General features: G+C 62.5%; 16 protein-coding genes. 9 read left to right on the top strand and 7 right to left on the bottom strand.

Annotated elements, in window-relative coordinates; genetic code table 11:
• The first annotated feature begins 109 nt into the window (after nucleotides 1-109).
• From ligK to C8C98_RS06255, 8 genes are all read left to right on the top strand, one after another.
• On the top strand, nucleotides 110-793 hold the full coding sequence (gene ligK / locus C8C98_RS06290; protein ID WP_121453566.1) for a 4-carboxy-4-hydroxy-2-oxoadipate aldolase/oxaloacetate decarboxylase: 684 nt from the start codon (nucleotides 110-112) through the stop codon (nucleotides 791-793).
• 110 nt (nucleotides 794-903) lie between these two features.
• On the top strand, nucleotides 904-1,902 hold the full coding sequence (locus C8C98_RS06285) for a tripartite tricarboxylate transporter substrate binding protein (RefSeq protein WP_121453565.1): 999 nt from the start codon (nucleotides 904-906) through the stop codon (nucleotides 1,900-1,902).
• A gap of 41 nt (nucleotides 1,903-1,943) precedes the next feature.
• Complete coding sequence (locus tag C8C98_RS06280; protein ID WP_121453564.1) at nucleotides 1,944-2,948, top strand: tripartite tricarboxylate transporter substrate binding protein; 1,005 nt, start codon at nucleotides 1,944-1,946, stop codon at nucleotides 2,946-2,948.
• A 50-nt stretch (nucleotides 2,949-2,998) separates the two neighbouring features.
• Nucleotides 2,999-4,012: a tripartite tricarboxylate transporter substrate binding protein gene (locus C8C98_RS06275; protein ID WP_121453563.1), complete on the top strand. Its 1,014-nt coding sequence runs from the start codon at nucleotides 2,999-3,001 to the stop codon at nucleotides 4,010-4,012.
• 20 nt (nucleotides 4,013-4,032) lie between these two features.
• Complete coding sequence (locus tag C8C98_RS06270; RefSeq protein WP_121453562.1) at nucleotides 4,033-4,977, top strand: amidohydrolase family protein; 945 nt, start codon at nucleotides 4,033-4,035, stop codon at nucleotides 4,975-4,977.
• A 4-nt stretch (nucleotides 4,978-4,981) separates the two neighbouring features.
• Nucleotides 4,982-5,422 (top strand): protocatechuate 4,5-dioxygenase subunit alpha, encoded by a 441-nt coding sequence (ligA, locus tag C8C98_RS06265; protein WP_121453561.1) that lies wholly within the window; start codon nucleotides 4,982-4,984, stop codon nucleotides 5,420-5,422.
• Between the two features lie 2 nt (nucleotides 5,423-5,424).
• On the top strand, nucleotides 5,425-6,291 hold the full coding sequence (locus C8C98_RS06260; RefSeq protein ID WP_121453560.1) for a class III extradiol dioxygenase subunit beta: 867 nt from the start codon (nucleotides 5,425-5,427) through the stop codon (nucleotides 6,289-6,291).
• A 15-nt stretch (nucleotides 6,292-6,306) separates the two neighbouring features.
• Entirely contained in the window at nucleotides 6,307-7,260 is a 954-nt protein-coding gene (locus C8C98_RS06255) for a Gfo/Idh/MocA family oxidoreductase (protein WP_121453559.1), read from the top strand.
• A gap of 123 nt (nucleotides 7,261-7,383) precedes the next feature.
• On the opposite strand, the gene C8C98_RS06250 is transcribed toward C8C98_RS06255, so the two are convergent.
• The 5 genes from C8C98_RS06250 to C8C98_RS21500 form a co-directional block, all read right to left on the bottom strand.
• Nucleotides 7,384-8,697, bottom strand: a complete 1,314-nt coding sequence (locus tag C8C98_RS06250; RefSeq protein ID WP_121456068.1) for a flavin-dependent oxidoreductase — start codon at nucleotides 8,695-8,697, stop codon at nucleotides 7,384-7,386.
• Between the two features lie 88 nt (nucleotides 8,698-8,785).
• Nucleotides 8,786-9,094, bottom strand: a complete 309-nt coding sequence (locus tag C8C98_RS06245; protein WP_121453558.1) for a luciferase family protein — start codon at nucleotides 9,092-9,094, stop codon at nucleotides 8,786-8,788.
• 40 nt (nucleotides 9,095-9,134) lie between these two features.
• Nucleotides 9,135-9,656: a GFA family protein gene (locus C8C98_RS06240; protein ID WP_121453557.1), complete on the bottom strand. Its 522-nt coding sequence runs from the start codon at nucleotides 9,654-9,656 to the stop codon at nucleotides 9,135-9,137.
• Nucleotides 9,657-9,673: 17 nt separating this feature from the next.
• Nucleotides 9,674-9,946 carry a hypothetical protein gene (locus C8C98_RS21505; RefSeq protein ID WP_147436333.1) on the bottom strand — a complete coding sequence of 91 codons (273 nt, stop codon included), beginning with the start codon at nucleotides 9,944-9,946 and terminating at the stop codon, nucleotides 9,674-9,676.
• A 263-nt stretch (nucleotides 9,947-10,209) separates the two neighbouring features.
• Complete coding sequence (locus tag C8C98_RS21500) at nucleotides 10,210-10,767, bottom strand: hypothetical protein (RefSeq protein ID WP_147436332.1); 558 nt, start codon at nucleotides 10,765-10,767, stop codon at nucleotides 10,210-10,212.
• Nucleotides 10,768-10,977: 210 nt separating this feature from the next.
• Here C8C98_RS21500 and C8C98_RS06235 point away from each other — a divergent pair, with 210 nt between their 5' ends.
• Nucleotides 10,978-11,988 carry an aldo/keto reductase gene (locus C8C98_RS06235; protein ID WP_121453556.1) on the top strand — a complete coding sequence of 337 codons (1,011 nt, stop codon included), beginning with the start codon at nucleotides 10,978-10,980 and terminating at the stop codon, nucleotides 11,986-11,988.
• Nucleotides 11,989-12,323: 335 nt separating this feature from the next.
• Here the strand turns inward: C8C98_RS06235 and gap are convergent, their stop codons facing one another.
• Both gap and tkt read right to left on the bottom strand, forming a co-directional pair.
• Nucleotides 12,324-13,322, bottom strand: coding sequence for a type I glyceraldehyde-3-phosphate dehydrogenase (gene gap, locus C8C98_RS06230; protein ID WP_121453555.1), 999 nt, complete (start codon nucleotides 13,320-13,322; stop codon nucleotides 12,324-12,326).
• Between the two features lie 91 nt (nucleotides 13,323-13,413).
• Nucleotides 13,414-15,507 (bottom strand): transketolase, encoded by a 2,094-nt coding sequence (gene tkt, locus C8C98_RS06225; RefSeq protein WP_121453554.1) that lies wholly within the window; start codon nucleotides 15,505-15,507, stop codon nucleotides 13,414-13,416.
• Between the last annotated feature and the right edge of the window lie 39 nt (nucleotides 15,508-15,546).

The raw sequence follows: 15,546 nt of genomic DNA, 5'->3' as shown, positions 1-15,546 counted from the left end.
TGTCGAAGCGCCGCGCACGGCTTCGACAAGCTCAGCCCGAACGGACAGGGATGAACCGCGCATACAGGTTCCAACCGATACCACTCACCAGACTTGAAGAGAAACCACCATGTACGAACTCGGCGTTGTTTACCGCAACATCAACCGCGCGGACCGCGCAGCCGCCGATGGCCTGGCTGCTCTTGGCTCTGCCACCGTGCACGAAGCCATGGGCCGCGTCGGCCTGCTCAAGCCCTACATGCGCCCCATCCAGACGGGTGTGCAGGTCAGCGGCACGGCCGTGACGGTGCTGCTGCACCCCGGCGACAACTGGATGATGCATGTGGCCGCAGAGCAGATCCAGCCCGGTGACATCGTCGTGGCGGCCATCACCGCTGAATGCACCGATGGCTACTTTGGCGACTTGCTGGCCACGTCGTTCCAAGCCCGTGGTGCTCGGGCGCTCATCATCGACGCAGGGGTGCGCGATGTGCGCACGCTCAACGAGATGAACTTCCCGGTGTGGAGTAAGTGCATCTCCAGCAAAGGCTGCATCAAAGAAACCATCGGCTCCGTGAACATCCCTGTGGTGTGCGCCGGCATGCTCGTCGCACCCGGCGATGTGATCGTGGCCGATGACGATGGCGTGGTCTGCGTGCCCTCCGCCCGCGCCGCGCAGACGCTGGAAGCCGCGCAAAAGCGCGAGAGCTTTGAAGGCGAAAAGCGCGCCAAACTGGCCAGCGGCGTGCTGGGGCTGGACATGTACAAGATGCGCGAGCCGCTGGAGAAAAAGGGGCTGCGTTACATCGACTGAATGGATCAAAGACCTGCAGAGGTCTGATAAAAAGGGCTTGCGGCGCAATAAGAATAAGCGCAGCAAGCTATTAATTTGATAGTAAACCTTGGACCGCAACGGAGACAACCATGGCATCTTTTCACCCCATGACACGACGCACCGCCGCCCTGGCACTTGGCTTGGCCGCTACCTTGGGGCTGGCTCCCCAGTGGGCGGCTGCGCAGCAGTTCCCGACCAAGCCCGTGCGCATCATCACCCCCTTCCCGGTGGGTGGCGGCCCTGACGGCGTGGCCCGCATCATGGCCGATAAGCTCTCTAAGTCCTGGGGGCAGTCGGTGGTGGTGGAGAACCGCCCCGGTGGCAATGGTTTCATTGCCATTGATGCCTTCAAGCGTGGCGCCAAGGATGGCCATGACCTGATCGTGCTCGACAACGTGCACCTGGCCGCATACCCCAGCCTGTTCAAGAAGCTGCCGTATGACGCAGCGAAGGACTTCGACCCGCTGCTGCCGCTGTTCAAGGCCTACTTCTTTTTCACGGTGGGTGTCGACAGCAAGTACAAGAGCGTGGGGGACATCATTGCCGATGCCAAGGCCAACCCCGGCAAGCTTAACTATGGCTCGTGGTCCATCGGCAACCCCGTGCACCTGGGCTCCGAATTGCTCGAGAGCATGACGGGCACCCAGATGGAGCATGTGGTGTTCAAGGAGACGACGCAGCTCTACACCTCGGTGTCCACGGGTGATTTGTCCTTCGCCTTGGGAACCGCGGCGACAGCGGGCCCGCTGCAACGCGCGGGCAAGCTGCGCTTCCTGGCGGTGACGGGCCCGCAGCGTGTGGGCTCTTACGCCGACGTGCCTACGACCGCGGAGTCCGGAGGACCCAAGGACTTTGAAGTGACTGGCTGGAATGCCATTGCCGTGCCACCCGGCCTGCCTGCAGCCGTGACCGACAAGATCCGCAAGGACATTACCGACGCCTTGGCCTCGCCCGAGGTGCTGGAGAAGTACAAGAGCTTTGGCTACGAACCTTTCCCCATCTCCCGTGAGAAGTTTGGCCAGTTCATCCAGAGCGAGAGCCGCCGCTTTGGTGAGGTGATCAAGAAGGCCAACGTGTCGCTGGATTGAGCGCCACGCCACGATCACCCCTATCCCCAGGAGCCCGCTGTATGACTGCACGTCCCTTGTCCTCGGTCTTGCCCAGCCGCCGCGTGTGGCTGGCTTCGGCCGCCGCCTTGGCGGCAGCCACGGCGGCACCCCATGCCTTGGCGCAGGCCGCTTACCCGGCTCGCCCCATTCGCATCGTGGTGGGCTATGCCGCTGGGGGCGCGGTGGATGCGGTGGCCCGAGCCATTGGGCAGGTGCTGTCACAAAGCCTGGGTCAGCCGGTGATCGTGGACAACAAGCCCGGTGCGGGCTCCAACATTGCGGTCAAGTCCGTCATTGCCGCAGAGGCGGATGGCTACACCCTGATGATGGCGGCCAACGCGTTGGCGGCCAACATGTCGCTGTACCAGCCCATGCCGTTCGATGCCGAAAAAGACCTGGTGGCGATCTCGCTGGTAGGCCGTGTGCCTGTGGTGCTGGCGGCGGGGGCCAATGCGGGCATCGGTTCGCTGCAAGCGCTGCTGCAGTCTGCCAAAGCCAAGCCGGGTGTGCTGGCCTACGCCTCGCCCGGCAATGGCTCCACGCCGCACATGGCCATTGAGCTGCTGGAGCGCGAGGCCGGTATCCAGTTGCAGCATGTGCCCTACCGCGGTGGTGCTGCTGCGCTGACGGATGTGATCGGTGGTCAGGTGCCGCTGGTGGCTGTCAACGCGTTGGAAGTACAGCCCCACGCCAAGAGCGGAAAGCTCAAGGTGCTGGCGGTACTCAGCGCCAACCGAACCCCTATTTTCCCGGACGTTCCCACGATTGCGGAGTCCGGATTTCCAGGCTTTGAAGCGGCGGTGTGGTACGGCCTGGTGGCCCCTGCTGCCACCCCCAAGGCCGTCGTGGCCCGCCTGCACGACGAGGTGCAAAAGGCCCTGCAGACCAAAGAGGTGCGTGAGCGCATGACCGCCGTGGGTGGTGAGGTGCTGCCCGGCAGTTCCGAGCAGTTTGCGCAGCTCATTCGCAGTGAACGGCGGCGCTACGAAAAGCTGGTGCGTGAGGCCAACATCAAGCCTGACTGAGCGAATTCAGCGCGCCCAGGCACACACAACGACAACCCAGGAGACACCGCATGTTCAGCCCTACTTCCTTTGATTCGCGCCGGCGCACGCTGGTGTCCTGGCTGTTGCCTGTAGCCCTGGCCGGGGCTTGCAGCCTGGCCTGGGGGCAAAGCGCAAGCGACTGGCCCACCAAGTCGGTGCGTTTGATTTCGCCTTACCCCACCGGCGGTGCGCCCGACGCCATGGCCCGTGTGCTGGCCGACAAACTGTCCAAAAAATGGGGCAAACCGGTGGTGGTGGACAACCGCCCTGGTGGCAATGGCTTCATTGCCATCGACGCCTTCAAGCGCGGCGCCAAGGATGGGCATGACCTGATCCAACTGGACAGCGTGCATTTGGCCGCCTACCCCTACATGTTCAAGAAGCTGCCCTACGACCCGGCCAAGGACTTTCAGGTCATCGCACCCATTTTCAAAAGCTTCATGTACTTTGTGGTGCCCACCAACAGCAAGTACCAGACCATTGGCGATGTGATCGCCGATGCCAAAGCCAACCCCGGCAAGCTGGACTACGGCTCATGGTCCATCGGTAATCCGGTGCACCTGGGCATGGAAGAGCTGGCACAGATTGCAGGCTTGAAGCTCCAGCATGTGCTGTTCAAGGAAACCACCCAGCTCTACACCTCCGTGGCCAATGGGGACCTGCCTTTCACCATGGGAACTGCGGGCACCGCGGGGCCCTTGATCAAGGCGGGCAAGCTCAGGCCCATTGCAGTGGCGGCCCCTTACCGCCTGCCTGCGTTTCCAGATGTGCCGACCGTGGCCGAATCGGGCGGCCCCAAGGCCCCGTACGAAGTCAGCGGCTGGAACGTGGTGGCCGGACCCAAAGAGCTGAACGCCGCCATCCGCGAAAAAATCCGCGCCGACGTGGCCGAGGCCATGGCCGGAGCCGATGTGAAAGAGCGTTTCATCAACTTCGGCTACGAATCGCTGGCGCTGGACAGGAAGCAGCTGGCGGACTTCATCACATCTGAGTCGGCACGCCACGAAAACATCATTCGGCGCGCCAAGATTGAACTGGATTAAACCCTTCTTGAAAGTGAAGCATGTCCAAACCTACTTCCGGTGATTTCACCAAAACCCCAGGCTGGCTTGACTGGTATACCGGCCCCACCAAGCCCCGCTTCCAAGTACCCGCTGGCGCGGTGGACGCCCACTGCCACGTCTTCGGCCCCGGTGCAGAATTTCCGTACGCCCCAGAGCGCAAGTACACCCCCTGCGACGCCAGCAAGGCGCAGCTGTACGCGCTGCGCGACCACCTGGGCTTTGCGCGCAACGTGGTGGTGCAGGCCACCTGCCACGGTGCGGACAACCGCGCCATGGTCGATGCGCTGGTCCATTCGGGCGGCAAGGCGCGGGGCGTGGCCACCGTCAAGCGCTCGGTGACCGACCAAGAACTGCAGGCCATGCATGACGCTGGTGTGCGCGGTGTGCGCTTTAACTTCGTCAAGCGCCTGGTGGACTTCACGCCCAAGGACGAGCTGATGGAAATTGCCGCGCGCATCCACAAGCTGGGCTGGCACGTGGTGATCTACTTTGAGGCGGTGGACCTGCCCGAGCTGTGGGACTTCTTCACCGCACTGCCCACCACCGTGGTGGTAGACCACATGGGTCGCCCCGATGTGAACAAGCCTGTCGATGGGCCTGAGTTTGAGCTGTTCCTGAAGTTCATGCGCCAGCACCCCAATGTGTGGAGCAAGGTGAGCTGCCCCGAGCGCCTGTCTGTGACCGGCCCCAAGGCCCTGAACGGTGAACAGAACGCCTACACCGACGTGATCCCGTTCGCGCGGCGCGTGGTGCAAGAGTTTCCCGACCGTGTGCTGTGGGGCACCGACTGGCCGCACCCCAACCTCAAGGACCACATGCCCGACGACGGCCTGCTGGTGGACTTCATCCCGCACATCGCGCCCACGGCCGAGCTGCAGCAAAAGCTGCTGGTAGGCAACCCCATGCGCCTGTACTGGCCCGAAGAAGTCACTGTGGAAGACTGACACCATGTCTCTTGATAAACCCTACCTGGACGTGCCCGGCACGACCATCTTTGACGCCGAACAAAGCCGCATGGGCTACTGGCTCAACCAGTTCTGCATGAGCCTGATGAAGGCCGAGAACCGCGAGCGCTTCAAGGCCAACGAGCGCGCCTACCTGGACGAGTGGGCCATGACCGAAGAGCAAAAGCAGGCCGTGCTGGCACGCGACCTGAACTGGTGCATCCGCCTGGGCGGCAACATCTACTTCCTGGCCAAGATCGGCGCCACCGATGGCCGGAGCTTTCAGCAGATGGCCGGCAGCATGACCGGCATGACCGAAGAGGAATACCGCAACATGATGATTGGCGGCGGCCGCTCGGCCAACGGCAACCGCGTGATCGGTGAAGACGGCGACGCACAGGCGCACCGCCAGCCGCAAGGTGCGGCGGGCAAGAAAGGAAACTGACCATGGCCAAGATCACCGCCTCCGTGTTCACGTCGCACGTGCCTGCCATTGGCGCCGCGCTGGACCTGGGCAAGACGCAAGAAGACTACTGGAAGCCACTGTTCGCGGGCTACGACTTCTCCAAGCAATGGATGAAGGACAACAAGCCCGACGTGATCTTTCTGGTCTACAACGACCACGCCACGGCCTTCAGCCTGGATTTGATCCCCACCTTTGCCATTGGCACGGCTGCGCAGTACCAGCCCGCCGACGAGGGCTGGGGCCCCCGCCCCGTACCCGTGGTGCAGGGCCACCCTGCGCTGGCCAGCCACATCGCGCAAAGCGTGATTCAGCAAGACTTTGACCTCACCATCGTCAACAAGATGGACGTGGATCACGGCCTCACAGTGCCGCTGTCGCTGCTGTGCGGCGAGCAAGACCCCAAGACCGGCGCCTGGCCCTGCCCAGTGATTCCGTTTGCCGTCAACGTGGTGCAGTACCCCGTGCCCAGCGGCCGCCGCTGCTACAACCTTGGCCAGGCGATCCGCAAGGCGGTAGAGAGCTATGACGAAGACCTGAACGTGCACATCTGGGGCACGGGCGGCATGAGCCACCAGCTGCAGGGCCCACGCGCTGGTCTCATCAACAAAGAGTTTGACAACGCTTTCCTCGACAAGCTCATCAACGACCCCGAGGCCGCCGCCAGCATCCCGCACATCGACTACGTGCGCGAAGCGGGCAGCGAAGGCATCGAGCTCGTGATGTGGCTCATCGCGCGCGGTGCCATGGACGATGTGGCTGGAGGCAAGCCACCGAAGCTGGCGCACCGCTTCTACCATGTGCCCGCGTCGAACACCGCCGTGGGCCATCTGATTCTTGAGAACACGTAAAAGGACACACACACCATGACTATCAAAGTCGCACTCGCAGGCGCTGGCGCCTTCGGCATCAAGCACCTGGACGGCATCAAAAACATCGACGGTGTTGAAGTCGTCTCCCTCATCAGCCGCGACCTGGCCAAGACCCAGGAAGTGGCCGACAAGTACGGTATCAAGCACGTCACCACCAAGCTCGAAGACAGCCTGGCCATCAAGGAAGTGGACGCTGTGATTCTGTGCACGCCCACGCAGATGCACGCCAGCCAGTCCATCGCCTGCCTGCAAGCGGGCAAGCATGTGCAGGTTGAAATCCCGCTGTGCGACATCCTGAGCGAAGGCCAGGCCGTGGTCGACCTGCAAAAGCAGACCGGCCTGGTCGCCATGTGCGGCCACACCCGCCGCTTCAACCCCAGCCACCAGTACGTGCACAAGAAGATCACGGCGGGCGAGTTCAACATCCAGCAGATGGATGTGCAGACCTACTTCTTTCGTCGCACCAACATGAACGCGCTGGGCCAGGCCCGCAGCTGGACGGACCACCTGCTGTGGCACCACGCTGCGCACACGGTGGACCTGTTCGCCTACCAGGCAGGCAGCCCCGTCGTCAAAGCCAACGCCATCCAGGGCCCCATCCACCCCACGCTGGGCATTGCCATGGACATGAGCATCCAGCTCAAGGCCGCCAACGGCGCCATCTGCACGCTGTCGCTCTCGTTCAACAACGACGGCCCCCTGGGCACCTTCTTCCGCTACATCGGCGACACGGGCACCTACATCGCCCGCTATGACGACCTGGTCAACGGCAAGGAAGAGAAGATCGACGTGAGCCAGGTCGATGTGTCCATGAACGGCATCGAACTGCAAGACCGCGAGTTCTTCGCCGCCATCAAGGAAGGCCGCGAGCCCAACGCCAGCGTGGCGCAGGTGCTGCCTTGCTACCAAGTGCTGCACGACCTGGAGTTGCAGCTCAACGCAGGCTGATTTCAGGTCGATTTCAAGCCAAATAGGCTGCCAGCGCTTATTTAATAAGCGCTGGCAGCTATTATTTTAATAGCATTTTTGATTGACGGCGCCTCTGTCCACGCGACGCCGCCAGAGTTGCTTTCAGCTTGCCGCCACGCGCTGCCCCGGCGCAATGGTGGGCGGCGCCGCATTCAGCGTCTCGATCGCAAAGCCCGCCGCCGCCTTGTAGCGGGCCATGAAGCCCTCGCGCTCCTCGCGCGGCAGCACGTCGTCAATGTGGTCGAACACACCGCCGCAGCGCTCGTCCACCAGCCCCAGCAGGCCAAACGGGCCAGAGCCCCGGTTGCGCAGCACCAGGGCCGAGATGTCTTTGCACAGCTTGTCGTCGTAGGCGCGCAGCGCTTGCGGGCCCACGCCGTGCGCCACCAGCTGCGCCCCCAGCACACGCGCGTCCACAATGGCCTGGCTCGCACCGTTGGAGCCCACGGGGTACATCACATGCGCCGCATCGCCCAGCAGCGCCACGCGCCCGTCTACCCAGGTGGGCACCGGGTCGCGGTCAATCATGGGGTACTCAAACACATCTTTGGCGCCGCGCAGCATGGCGGGCACGTCCATCCAGCTGTAGTTCCAGCCTTCAAAGTGGTGGATGAAATCTTCCACAGCCACGCGCCGGTTCCAGTCGCCTTGCTGCCAGCCGCCCTGGTTGTCTACCGTGATCTCGGCAATCCAGTTGATGGTGGCCAGGCCAGTGGCCGGGTCAGGCGGCGTGATGGGGTAGAACACTACGCGGTGCCGCAGCGAGCCCAGGCCCACAAACGACGCTCCCGTGCGCACCGGCACCCCCGGCGTAGTGCCGCGCCACATGATGGCGCCGCCCCACTGAATGGGCGGCTGCGTGGGGTGCATTTGCGCCCGCACGGCCGAGTGCAGGCCATCGGCCGCCACCAGCAGAGAGCCCGCCACTTCGCGCCTTTCGCCATCGCGCGTCTCGATGAGTGCGGTGACCCCATCGGCATCCTGCCGATAGCCCACCACGCGCTGCCCCAGGTGCACGGCGCCTTCGCCCAGCCGCTCTTTCACGGCGTTGAACAGCATCATCTGCAACTGCCCCCGGTGCACCCCGTACTGCGGCCAGCGGTAGCCCGCATCCAGGCCACGCGGCTCGGCATACACCTCATTGCCATTGCGCCCCACCAGCGCCCACTCACGCGCCTGCAGGCCAATGTTGTCTAGCACCTCGTTGCCAAAGCCCAGGTCGTGCAGCTCGCGCACCGCATTGGGCTGCAGGTTGATGCCCACGCCCAGTGGCTGCAGCTCTGGCACCGTTTCAAAAACAATGCAGGGCACGCCGATCTGGTGCAAGGTGAGCGCAGTGGCCATGCCACCGATACCGCCACCGGCAATCAGCACGGGGCGGGGGGAAGATGTGGGTGAAGAAGTGGTGCCAGACATGGCCAGATTGTCCATGCAATGGCGGGCGGGGCTTGTCGCGAACGCCGCAGGTGAATGGGTAGAACGGGTGTGGGCGTAGCGAGGCGGTCTAGAGCTGGGCGATAGCAAGCTTGACCAGCTCAGCAGTTCGTTCCACTTCACTCGCTGTTCTGAAGCGCACTTCGATCCAGGGCGATGAAGGCGAGCGGGTAGGGTGGTGGACGGAGCCAGTGGGGTGAGCCAACCCCTCTGCTTGAATGACCTTCTTGGTCAGTCGCAAATCCAGCTCGTTGTCATGGTGAAAGTGCGCAAACTCCCGCCCCTGATAGAAAAGGGCGGTTCCGCCCGACACAGGAGAGGGTTCGGCCGTCAGCCTGTCGATGGTGGCAAGCGCCTGAAGAAGCTGTTGCTTGAGCATGGGCGTGGGCTACAAGGGGCTTCGCCTTTTTGAAGGCTGGTCAGGCGTCGCCGCGCCGCGAGGCTTGGTAGGCCTCAATTGCGGGTAGGAGCGCCTTGCGACGTTCGAGGCTGCTTGCGGCCCAGACCTCCTCACGATCGTAGTACTCAGGGAAGGCGGGTGTCGCCGCCGGCAGCGGCACCCATGGCTGTTTGGACGATGTGAAGATATGGACGTCTGGTGGGAGCTGATCGGGATTGTCGAGCGTGCCCACACGGACAAACCGGACAACAGGCCCGGAGCCGGCGTAGTTGCTCCAGACGGCCACCTTGCATTGCGGGCAGCGGGCAATGCGCTGTCCTGCGCCGCTGGCAGACGGCGTGTCTACCACTTCCGGCTCAATACCGATGGAGGTGACGCGATCAGCCTCAATCATTGCATTGAGCGCAAAGGAAGCCCCCGACTCCCGCTGACACCAGCGGCAGTGGCAGCAATGCACCACCAGTGGGGCAGACTGGATGCGATAGCGGACAGCGCGACAGTCGCAACCGCCTTCGGCTGGAAACGGTGATGTGTTGGGCATGGTGGTATTTGCGACGCCTAACGTTGAAATTCAGCCGGCGGCGTGGCCGTCCGCTGCAGCGAGAGGGTAGAAGGCGCGGCGGCAACAACCGTTGGATCTTCTTTGGTTAGGACAGACACGCACTCGTTGCGACTGATAACCAAATACTCGCGCACCCAAGTTTGGCGACCAGAAAAGAAGGTTGGACGGGAGAGCTCCAAGGCCTTCCAACCATTGGCTGTGACTTCGAAGAACCAGCCGTCACGCAGGGAGCATTGCGACCAGAACTCTGTCAGGTCCAGTTCGTCCAACACGCGAAACCCGTATGTCTGTGTGAACGTTACCTTCGCATCCCAGTGAGCTGACGAGACCGAAATAGCTAGGCCATCAGACGAAAATTCCACCGACGAAACGTCAATCGTTTCGTCTGAGGCGAAGGGGGTAGGAACAGCAGTAATGCACGGCGGATCGATCACCGAAATGAGCTTTCTAACGTAGAGCTAATCGGTGCTGCGCGGCTTTATCGCGCAGCGTCCAGCGACTGAAAGGAGCGGGGTTGAGCGCCGGGTTGGGGCTATTTGGTGAAAAGTGCTTCATAGCGCTTTTGATCCCAAGCATTTGCGAGTGGAGAAGATTTGGCGACAGCTTTGGAATAACCAAACTTGTCTGACGCTGATGCAAAGGCGATAGGGATACTGTTTCGAAGCAGAGCGACCGCATGCCCGTCAGTAGACCATTTGAACGAAAAATCGGCCTCAAGCGGGTTTTCTACTAATGCGGTTGAGCTGGCGATGTCTTGTGAGAGGAGAGGTGTCTCTCTGGTTTCGTTGACCTTTGACCAGTTGACCTCAGCAACTAACGGAACACGGGAATACGCAATCGCATCTTTTTCTGGCTTTTGAGTTCCAGGCCTCGTTAAGTAGAGGTATGCAACGCTCTCATCGTCTTGGAAAACGGCTTGTCGATTGGAGGTTTGGTTGTGCGAGTGGACAAAAATATCCTTGGCCATTGATGTTCCTATGTTTAAAGCAAGCACACAGAGTGGGAAAATGAACCGCAGCATGCAGGCCCAACGTAATTTAGACCGCAAAACCTGCGGAATAAACTGGGGCGTGCGGGATATTCTGGACATGGGTTCCTCCCGAGAGCGACTTGCAGCTTGGAATTGTGGTCGATGCACTGCTCAAAAAAACAGGCATTAAAAATCCGTAAAACCCGGCAAGTGCTACCGCAGCAAACTATAGCTTGGCGGTTGGTGCACAGCGCTTGATGGCTACCAGCCCTTCACCCCCCCAAGCCCGACCCACCCAGCAGGCTGCCCCACTTCCCGTAAGCTCACACCATGCAACAAAGAAACCTTGGACCCTTCTCCGTCTCGGCCATTGGCCTGGGCTGCATGAACCTCTCGCACGCCTACGGCGCGCCCGTTTCTGCCGAGCAGGGCGAGCGCGTGCTGTTGGCCGCGCTCGACGCAGGCGTGACACTGTTCGACACCGCCACGCTGTATGGCTTTGGCGCCAACGAAACCCTGGTGGGCCGTGTGATGAAGCCGCACCGCAGCCGCTTTACGCTGGCCAGCAAGTGCGGCATGCAGGGTGTGGACGTGAATGGCGACGGCAAGCTGGTGCGCGTGATCGACGGGTGCCCCGCCACGCTGCGCCAGACCTGCGAAGACAGTCTGCGCCGCCTGCAGACCGATGTGATTGACCTGTACTACCTGCACCGCTGGGACAAGAGTGTGCCCATTGAAGACAGTGTGGGCGCGCTGGCCGACTTGGTGCGCGCGGGCAAGATCCGCAGCATTGGTTTGTCGGAAGTGTCGGCCGCCACGCTGCGCCGCGCGCATGCGGTGCACCCCATCGCTGCACTGCAGACCGAGTATTCGCTTTGGACGCGCAACCCTGAGATCGCCGTGCTCGACGCCTGCCGTGAGTTGGGCGTGGCCTTCGTGGCCTTCAGCCCGGTGGCGCGAGGTTATCTGTGCGGCGGTTTGACGGACGTATCGACGCTGGATGTCAAGGACATCCGCCGCAGCATGCCGCGCTTTGCGCCCGACAACTATGCCGCCAACCTGACGCTGCTGGACGGCTACCGCGCCATTGCCACAGAGGTGGGCTGCTCGCTGGCGCAGCTGGCCATTGCGTGGCTGCTGCACAAGGGCGAGCACATCATTCCCATTCCCGGCACCACCAGCGTAGAGCACTTGCACGATGACCTGGGCGCTGCGCAGGTGCAACTGTCGCCCAGCGTGATCGAGCGGCTGCAGGCGTTGTACACACCGCAGGCCGTGGTGGGCGGGCGCTACAACGCCCAAAGTGCCAGTGAAGTAGACACGGAGAACTTCGCCGCCTGAGGGCCGTAGGCATTCAAAAAGATAAAACCGTTCACTGAGCGCAGTCGAAGTGCTGCGCAAGGCTTCGACAGGCTCAGCCCGAACGGTCTGGCGTTTGATCCGTTGAGTTGAACGAGCGTTCGTATGCGATGGGCGGTACTCCACCCCCCCGGCGTTGGCAGCCTGCCTTGCCGCGCACCCCTAGGTGCTGGCTAAGGCGCAATGTCCAGAAGGGGCCTTCCGCATTCCTCACCGCGCAGGCAAAAAAAAAGCCGGAGCCCCTGACGGAGCCCCGGCTTTAAAGGTGGTAGTTTTCTCTATCGCTTCTTCAACTCAAATCTTCGGCAGGGCATGAATTACTTGGAAATCACGCGCACCATTTCCAGGCACTTGTTCGAATAGCCCCATTCGTTGTCGTACCAGCTCACGATCTTCACGAACGTGCCGTCGAGGGCAATGCCTGCGTCGGCGTCGAAAATGGAGGTGCGGGTGTCGCCACGGAAGTCAGTAGCCACTACCTTGTCTTCAGTGTAGCCCAAGACGCCCTTGAGTGCGCCTTCGGACTGCGCTTTCATTTCGGCCTTGATTTCTTCGTAGGTGGCGGCGTTGTCCAGTTCCACGGTCAAGTCCACCACCGACACGTCGGAGGTGGGCACGCGGAAGGACATGCCGGTCAGCTTCTTGTTCAGCGCAGGAATCACCACGCCCACGGCCTTGGCGGCGCCAGTGCTCGATGGGATGATGTTTTCCAGAATGCCGCGGCCGCCGCGCCAGTCTTTGTTCGATGGGCCGTCCACGGTCTTTTGCGTGGCGGTGGCTGCGTGCACCGTGGTCATCAGGCCACGCTTGATGCCCCACTTGTTGTTCAGCACCATGGCCACGGGGGCCAGGCAGTTGGTGGTGCACGAGGCGTTGGACACGATGGCTTGGCCTGCGTAGCTGGTGTGGTTCACGCCAAACACGAACATGGGGGTGTCGTCCTTGGAGGGGGCCGACAGCAGCACCTTCTTGGCGCCCGCATCGATGTGCTTCTGGGCCGTGACCTTGTCCAGGAACAGGCCGGTGGACTCGATCACGATGTCGGCGCCGACTTCGTTCCACTTCAGGTTGGCGGGGTCGCGCTCTTGCGTCAGTCGGATCTTTTTGCCGTTGACGATCAGGGTGTTGCCCTCGACAGCCACGGTGCCGTCAAAGCGGCCGTGTACCGAGTCGTACTGCAGCATGTACGCCAGGTAGTCGGGCTCCAGCAGGTCGTTGATGCCCACCACTTCAATGTCGCTGAAGTTCTGGATGGCTGAGCGCAGCACGTTGCGGCCGATACGGCCGAAACCGTTGATACCAATCTTGATCGTCATAGCTAGTAGTCTCTCCAAGGTTGCAAAGTCGAAATCAGGAACCTGCCGCCCCGCGCCCGCTGGCAGCGGGGCGCAGCGGGCAGGAGGCGTGTCAGCGGGCCTTTTTGGCGGGCTTCAGGCGTGCAGCGCCGATGGCGACCAGCACCGTGTCGGCCACGTTCTCTTCGGTGAAGCCGAAGTGCTTGAACAGCACCGGCGCAGGGGCCGATTCACCGTAGGTGTCGATGCCCACCACGGCGGCGCAGCCGTATTTCCACCAGCCGTCGCTCACGCCCATTTCCACGGCCACGCGGGGCACGCCCGCGGGCAGCACGCTGCTCTTGTACTTGGCGTCTTCGCGGTCAAAGGTGGTGGTGCTAGGCATGGAGACCACGCGCACGGCGATCTTTTTGTCGGCCAGCAGGCGCTGGGCCTTGATGGCCAGCTGCACTTCAGAGCCGGTGGCGATGATGACGGCCTGGGCCTTCTTCTTGAGGCCCACGTCGGCAGGCTCAGACAGCACGTAGGCGCCACGGCTGATGTCGCCCAGCACGCGCTTGGGGGCTGCGGCCGAGAGGTGTTGCAGGTTTTGGCGCGACAGGGCCAGCGCCGTGGGCTTGGTGCGGTTGGACAGGGCCACGCTCCAGGCCACGGCGGTTTCCACTGTGTCGGCGGGGCGCCACACGTCCAGGTTGGGGATCAGGCGCAGGCTGGCCACGTGCTCGATGGACTGGTGTGTGGGGCCGTCTTCACCCAGGCCGATGGAGTCATGCGTGAAGACGTGGATCACGCGCTGCTTCATCAGCGCAGCCATGCGGATGGCGTTGCGGCTGTAGTCGCTGAACGTGAGGAACGTACCGCCGTAGGGGATGAAGCCGCCGTGCAGTGCCACGCCGTTCATGATGGCGGCCATGCCGAATTCGCGCACGCCGTAGTTGATGTGCCGGCCACCGATCTTCTTGCCGCCTTCGACTTCGGTCTGCACCACAGCGCCTTGCTGGTCAAAGCGCAGGTTGGGCGTGCTCTTGGTATTGGTGAGGTTGGAGCCGGTCAGGTCGGCCGAGCCGCCCAGCAGCTCGGGCAGGGCCGCAGTGAAGGCTTCCAGGGCAATCTGGCTGGCCTTGCGGCTGGCCACGGTTTCGCCCTTGGTGTGGGCGGCCACCACGGTGTCCACGGCCACTTGGGCAAAGTGGGCGGGCAGGTCGCCCTTCATGCGGCGTGTGAACTCAGCAGCCAGCTCGGGGAAGGCCTTGCTGTAGGCGGCAAAGCGGTCGTTCCAGGCGGCTTCTGCCTTTTGGCCGTTGGCCTTGGCGTCCCAGCCTGCGTACACGTCTTCGGGGATGACGAAGGGCTCGGCCGTCCAGCCCAGTGTTTCGCGGGTCAGCTTGATTTCTTCAGCGCCCAGGGGCTCGCCGTGGGCCTTGGAGGTGTTGGCGCGGTTGGGGCTGCCCTTGCCGATGTGGGTCTTGCAGATGATGAGCGAAGGACGCTCGGTCTGCTTCTTGGCTTCGGCAACGGCATCGGCCACCTTGTCGGCGTCGTGGCCGTCGATGGGGCCAATCACGTTCCAGCCGGCCGAGACAAAGCGCAGGGCGGTGTTGTCGGCAAACCAGGGGGCGACTTGGCCGTCGATGGAGATGCCGTTGTCGTCGTACAGCGCGATCAGCTTGTTCAGCTTCCAGGCGCCTGCCAGAGAAATCGCTTCCTGGCTGATGCCTTCCATCAGGCAGCCGTCGCCCAGGAAGGCGTAGGTGTTGTGGTCAACGATGGCATGGCCGTCGCGGTTGAACTCAGCGGCCAGCAGCTTTTCGGCCAGCGCGAAGCCTACGGCGTTGGTGATGCCCTGGCCCAGCGGGCCGGTGGTGGTTTCCACACCGGGGGTCACACCCACTTCGGGGTGGCCTGCGGTCTTGCTGTGCAGCTGGCGGAAGTTCTTGAGCTCGCTCATGGGCAGGTCGTAGCCCGTGAGGTGCAGCAGCGCATAAATCAGCATCGAGCCGTGGCCGTTACTCAGCACGAAACGGTCGCGGTCAAACCACTGGGGGTTGGTGGGGTTGTGCTGGAGGTGGCGAGCCCACAGGCCCACGGCCATGTCGGCCATGCCCATGGGGGCGCCGGGGTGGCCGGAATTGGCTTGTTGAACGGCGTCCATGGCCAATGCGCGGATCGCATTTGCCATCTGTTGAGATTGCTGGGTGTTGGCCATGGGGTCTGGAGTTCAGGTGGGTGGAATCAGGGAAACCGC

Origin of the sequence: Acidovorax sp. 106, assembly GCF_003663825.1 — a bacterium.
GTDB lineage: Bacteria > Pseudomonadota > Gammaproteobacteria > Burkholderiales > Burkholderiaceae_C > Acidovorax.
The sequence above is the reverse complement of the archived record's forward strand: the minus strand, read 5'-3'. Positions and strand labels throughout refer to the sequence as shown.

Coding starts and splice junctions, on each gene's coding strand:
- tkt (WP_121453554.1), bottom strand. CDS start 15,507: ATGGCCAACACCCAGCAATCTCAACAGATGGCAAATGCGATCCGCGCA.
- C8C98_RS06250 (WP_121456068.1), bottom strand. CDS start 8,697: ATGTCTGGCACCACTTCTTCACCCACATCTTCCCCCCGCCCCGTGCTG.
- C8C98_RS06245 (WP_121453558.1), bottom strand. CDS start 9,094: ATGCTCAAGCAACAGCTTCTTCAGGCGCTTGCCACCATCGACAGGCTG.
- C8C98_RS06285 (WP_121453565.1), top strand. CDS start 904: ATGGCATCTTTTCACCCCATGACACGACGCACCGCCGCCCTGGCACTT.
- C8C98_RS06260 (WP_121453560.1), top strand. CDS start 5,425: ATGGCCAAGATCACCGCCTCCGTGTTCACGTCGCACGTGCCTGCCATT.
- C8C98_RS06280 (WP_121453564.1), top strand. CDS start 1,944: ATGACTGCACGTCCCTTGTCCTCGGTCTTGCCCAGCCGCCGCGTGTGG.
- gap (WP_121453555.1), bottom strand. CDS start 13,322: ATGACGATCAAGATTGGTATCAACGGTTTCGGCCGTATCGGCCGCAAC.
- ligA (WP_121453561.1), top strand. CDS start 4,982: ATGTCTCTTGATAAACCCTACCTGGACGTGCCCGGCACGACCATCTTT.
- C8C98_RS06240 (WP_121453557.1), bottom strand. CDS start 9,656: ATGCCCAACACATCACCGTTTCCAGCCGAAGGCGGTTGCGACTGTCGC.
- C8C98_RS21500 (WP_147436332.1), bottom strand. CDS start 10,767: ATGTCCAGAATATCCCGCACGCCCCAGTTTATTCCGCAGGTTTTGCGG.
- C8C98_RS06255 (WP_121453559.1), top strand. CDS start 6,307: ATGACTATCAAAGTCGCACTCGCAGGCGCTGGCGCCTTCGGCATCAAG.
- C8C98_RS06270 (WP_121453562.1), top strand. CDS start 4,033: ATGTCCAAACCTACTTCCGGTGATTTCACCAAAACCCCAGGCTGGCTT.
- ligK (WP_121453566.1), top strand. CDS start 110: ATGTACGAACTCGGCGTTGTTTACCGCAACATCAACCGCGCGGACCGC.
- C8C98_RS06235 (WP_121453556.1), top strand. CDS start 10,978: ATGCAACAAAGAAACCTTGGACCCTTCTCCGTCTCGGCCATTGGCCTG.
- C8C98_RS06275 (WP_121453563.1), top strand. CDS start 2,999: ATGTTCAGCCCTACTTCCTTTGATTCGCGCCGGCGCACGCTGGTGTCC.